This is a genomic window from Phormidesmis sp. 146-33 (assembly GCF_052939515.1).
The window spans coordinates 1-4,445 of sequence record NZ_JBJPHU010000222.1 but is presented as its reverse complement, the minus strand read 5'-3'; the positions used below and the strand labels follow the sequence as shown (position 1 = coordinate 4,445).

The 4,445-nt window shown below is 48.2% G+C and carries 4 protein-coding genes; 1 reads left to right on the top strand and 3 read right to left on the bottom strand.

The window, feature by feature from the left end; translation table 11 throughout:
* The coding region (locus tag ACJ2PR_RS35160; RefSeq protein WP_446880535.1) for a glycosyltransferase family 4 protein at nt 1-793 on the top strand (793 nt) is incomplete at its 5' end.
* A 157-nt stretch (nt 794-950) separates the two neighbouring features.
* On the opposite strand, the gene ACJ2PR_RS35155 is transcribed toward ACJ2PR_RS35160, so the two are convergent.
* The 3 genes from ACJ2PR_RS35155 to ACJ2PR_RS35145 form a co-directional block, all read right to left on the bottom strand.
* Nucleotides 951-1,835: an alpha/beta fold hydrolase gene (locus ACJ2PR_RS35155; protein ID WP_446880534.1), complete on the bottom strand. Its 885-nt coding sequence runs from the start codon at nt 1,833-1,835 to the stop codon at nt 951-953.
* Nucleotides 1,836-2,297: 462 nt separating this feature from the next.
* Nucleotides 2,298-2,786: a hypothetical protein gene (locus ACJ2PR_RS35150; RefSeq protein WP_446880533.1), complete on the bottom strand. Its 489-nt coding sequence runs from the start codon at nt 2,784-2,786 to the stop codon at nt 2,298-2,300.
* 462 nt (nt 2,787-3,248) lie between these two features.
* Complete coding sequence (locus ACJ2PR_RS35145; protein WP_446880532.1) at nt 3,249-4,280, bottom strand: polysaccharide biosynthesis/export family protein; 1,032 nt, start codon at nt 4,278-4,280, stop codon at nt 3,249-3,251.
* Between the last annotated feature and the right edge of the window lie 165 nt (nt 4,281-4,445).

Below are 4,445 nucleotides of genomic sequence, written 5' to 3'. Positions count from 1 at the left end.
GACGTTGCTCTACGCCAATCTGGTCAAAACGCCGACGATTCACACGTTACACGGGGCATTCATGCCCGATCGCGAAAAGCTATTTCGTCGCGCCAAGCATCAAAATTATGTGAGCATCTCCAACGCCCAGCGCAAACCTGGACTGGATCTCAACTATGTAGCGACAGTTTACAACGCGATCGCTGTCGATCGTCACGAATTTCACGCCCAGCCGAATGATCCGCCTTATCTGGCATTTCTGGGTCGCCTTTCACCCGAAAAAGGGCCGCACCACGCAATTACCATTGCCAAAAAAGCTGGACTGCCGCTCAAAATGGCGGGCAAAGTTGACAAAGTAGATGTCGAATATTTTGAGCAAGAAATCAAACCTCACATTGACGGCGACCAGATCCAGTTTCTCGGCGAAGCCAATCACACTCAGAAAAACGCGCTGATGGGCGGAGCGATCGCCACCCTGTTTCCGATCACCTGGAAGGAACCATTTGGGCTGGTGATGATCGAGTCGATGGCGGCGGGAACTCCTGTGATCGCGATGAATCTTGGCTCAACGCCAGAAGTGATCGCCCACGGTCAAAGTGGCTTTGTATGCGACACGATCGATGAATGCGTCGATGCAGTCAAAAAAGTCGAGCAGTTGGATCGATCGTTTTGTCGGCAGTACGTCGCCAAACGCTTTAGTGTAGAACGCATGACGGACGGCTATGAAGCTGCTTATCAGAAGGTTTTGGCGGAGCGGTATGTGATGAATCGTCAAGCGCGACCCCTACGACTCAGTGTTAATCGGAGTGCTTAGGATTAAATAACCTGTAGCGTTGGCTGGCGATTCAAATCTCTTATTGGCCAGCCTTGTCAACGATCAACCGGGGTTTCAGGACTTTTGTTTAGTCATCCAGGAGTTCCGGTGTTGCCGTTTGGGGCACAGAGCAACATGAACTTTAATCGACCGATCGTTAGTCGAGTAGCGGTAGAAATTTTTGAATCAAGCCGATCGTCACCGCTGGCAATTCTAATTGGGGAGTGAGTCCTACGTCATCTAAGTAATAAAAGATGCGAATGGCTTGTGGATTCATTTCGGACAGACGACGGCCGATTTCTGGGCTGGTGTACTCGGTTCTTTGTCCCCAGATCATCGCCGTGGGTGTGGTGAGTTGCGTAATAAATTGCGACAGGTCAAAGCTCAAATCTCCCCGAACAAACGACAGGGCTGCATATTCTGCATTGTCGCGCTCGGCAGACATTAGATAAGCGGCAGTGATTTCTGGAAAGACCCGCTCTGGATGGGCAAACTGACGCTGTTCTAAAAAGGTTTGAATGCCAAAAGACGTTGCAATTCCAGTTTTATACAGCAGCAGATCAACGATCGGCACATTCACCACTTGAGCAAATAAACTCTGGCTATAGTCTTTACCAAATTCTTTGAGTCCCTCAGCGGTCGTTAGAATTAGTGACTTAAACAAATCAGGACGCTGGATTGCGGCTCGAATTGTATAAGCGGCGGTCAAAGAAGACGCGATCACGCGAGTAGGAGCGGTGCAGGTTTTTTCTAAAAATTCAATAATTGTAGAGATGTAGTCGTCGGGCTGATAGCGTCTAGCGGGATGATCCGATCGCCCCCAGCCAATCAGATCGGGTGCCAAAATTCGATAGTTTGCCGCAAACGCAGGATAGACTTTTGACCATTCATAAGCAGAAGACCCACCCCCAAATCCATGCAAAAAAACAAGTGTCTCTTGAGTATCCGATTCACCCCACGGAGCATCTAACGCTGTGTAGTAAACCATTCTGCCCAGGTGAGTGAGCACCGATCGTTCGCCAAAACCAGGAGGAAGAAACATGGCTAACCCTCATTAATGCTTGTCCTGATTGTAGTCGCGATCGTTTGAGAAAGGGACTGCGGACGAAGGACTTTGGACGGGGGACTTTGATACCAAACGCTTTCTTATCTGAAGTTCTTGTCCAGACATCAATAGCTAGAGGTTGAGAGAATGTTTGAGACGGGTTTGGTTATGAGATAGAGACTCGGCAATCCCCCTGACCCCCTTCAAAAGGGCTACCGTGTACACACAAGTCGTTGTCGCTTTGTTTCAGGCGGCTTCAGCCCCCTAAATCCCTCAGCCTGGGGGACTTTGACCAGGGAAAGACTTCCAAAGTTCAAAGCCAGGACGACGGCTCAAAGTCCCCCATTTTTGGGGGATTTAGGGGGCGAAGGCTCTCAGCAATGACAGATCGATCGACGTGTGTGTACACGGCAGCTTCAAAAGGGAGGAACCGGATTTAATGTCTAAGGTCTAATGTCTTTATAAACTTCCGGTTAGAGCGTCTGCTTTGAGTTGTGCAAGTCTGTCGTTGAGTTGATGATGTATGCGGTCAATGGTCGATTCTTGACTGAGGATAGGACTCCCCTGATTGATAATTTTCTTGAATTGTTGTTCAATACGTTTTGAGTGAATCCAGAACTTGAAGTTTCTTGGAATATCGTCTTTTGACGGCATGTATAACCGACTAATTTTGGATGGATTGTGCTGAAGATTGAGCGTAGAAAGCCAATCTTGCCACTTAAAGTCATGGATGCTGCCATCTGATTTAATCGGAATCCAGGGCACTCTCAGCGCATCCGCGACGATCGCTCCGTGCATTGCCTCTGCCAGCACACATTCTGAGAAATTAATCATGCGAATGCAGCGATCGACTTCCCAACTTGGATCAATGTAGGCGATGCCATATGGAAAGAAGATTTGTTGAATAGCGAAATGTAAAGTCAGTGTTTCTTGACATGTAGCTTGCACACTTGACTTTATTTTGCACTTATGAAAAGGCTATCACTTCTTCCAAAATCGCTAAAGTCCCTACTCAGTGGTGATTACAGCATCCTTAAGTTAGCTGCACTCACTATCACTAGAGCAGAGAATAGCTGATTAGAAATAGCTTAAAACCCCTATTACTCAACATTGCAATAGAGTTTAGTCTATATGATTACTTTAACTTAGTTAAAACTTAATGTAAGTTCGACTACATTTTTTCACTTCGTTGTTTAGCGCTTCTACCTCCCAACCATCCAATCCTGAAGGATTTTCAGACCAGATTTGCGGTTAAAGTCCCTAACTCGTGGGGAATTTAGGGGGCTGCTCGAATTGATAGCCGTAGTGAAAGACTTCATCGGACTGACGTTAAACACGATCGTCAAATCAATGCGCGTTCAACCCTACCGCCCAGACCCGTCAATTTTTGAGAAATTTATCCAAAAAAATTTATCTAAAGAGATTCAAAAAGAACCCAAAGGGCCCTAGCACCTGTGAACCAATATCCAAAATATCGCGAGCCACACTCTTGTGCACAATCAACACATCGCCATCCTGGACTTGCTGATCATCGGTCAAGTTTCGCAGATCCAGATCGCGACGATCGACCTTACCGTTTTCATTCATCCGCACAAACGTCACCTTACCTAGTCTGGCTTTTTCGGTTGGGCCGCCCGCGATCGCGACTGCGCTAGACAACGTACCCTCTGGCGGCACCTCTACTTCTCCCGGTTTTTTGACCTCACCGACAACCCGCACGCGCACCGTCTTAGGAGAAAACACCGCCCGCGCTGCAATGCGACGATCAATAGGATTGTCACCCTCCGCCTTGGGCACAAAAATCGTGTCTCCATCCATCAAAACTTGATCCGTCTGAGCATTCTCCGATCGCAGCGCTTCCCACAAATTCACGACGATCGGAGCCGCATCGCCAGTGGGACTGTATCGCTTGAGCATGACGCGACGAATGTCTGCATTGCGACTGACCCCCCCCGCCTGGAGTAGTGCCTCCGTGAGCGTCGGAGTAAACACTTGATTGGTGCTTCCGATCGCATTCAACGGAGCCAAACTTTGGAGTTGGATCGGGCCCGGACGCTGCACTTCGCCCGCTACATTGACGCGAATCGGCCGCAGTTTACTAATGCCGATCGTCACTACCGGATTTTTGAGTAACGGCTGCAATCGGGCTGTAATTTCTTGAGCCAGGGTGTCGGGTGTTTTGTTGCTGGCGACCAATCTCCCAATCAAAGGCAGAGTAATGCTTCCATCCGGTAAGACGACCTGCGCTCCCGTATATTCTTCGTAATCATAAACCTTGATATCCAACACATCTCCGGGGCCCAAAAAGTAATTGAGCGTCCCCATTGGACGAGTCACTGTTGGAGGCGGCAAAGTCGGTGAAGCCTGTGCCAATACAGAAGTTTGAATCGCGGCCGCAAAGACGATCGTCACCAGTCCAGATCGCAAAAAAGAAGGAGTCATAGAAATTAAGGGGCAAAGCATTCGTAGGGGAGGGGCTTCGGACTATAGACTTTGGACTTTGGAATCCGGTCTTTGAACTCCGGTCTAATACCAAATCAACCAACAAATGACACTCATAAAAAATCAGTTAATTAACCGATTTCTATCTCTTAGATTTGAAAAGAA

What these genes read in the sequence shown, in the direction of transcription:
- ACJ2PR_RS35155 (WP_446880534.1), bottom strand. Translation starts at nt 1,835, where the DNA reads ATGTTTCTTCCTCCTGGTTTTGGCGAACGATCGGTGCTCACTCACCTG.
- ACJ2PR_RS35145 (WP_446880532.1), bottom strand. Translation starts at nt 4,280, where the DNA reads ATGACTCCTTCTTTTTTGCGATCTGGACTGGTGACGATCGTCTTTGCG.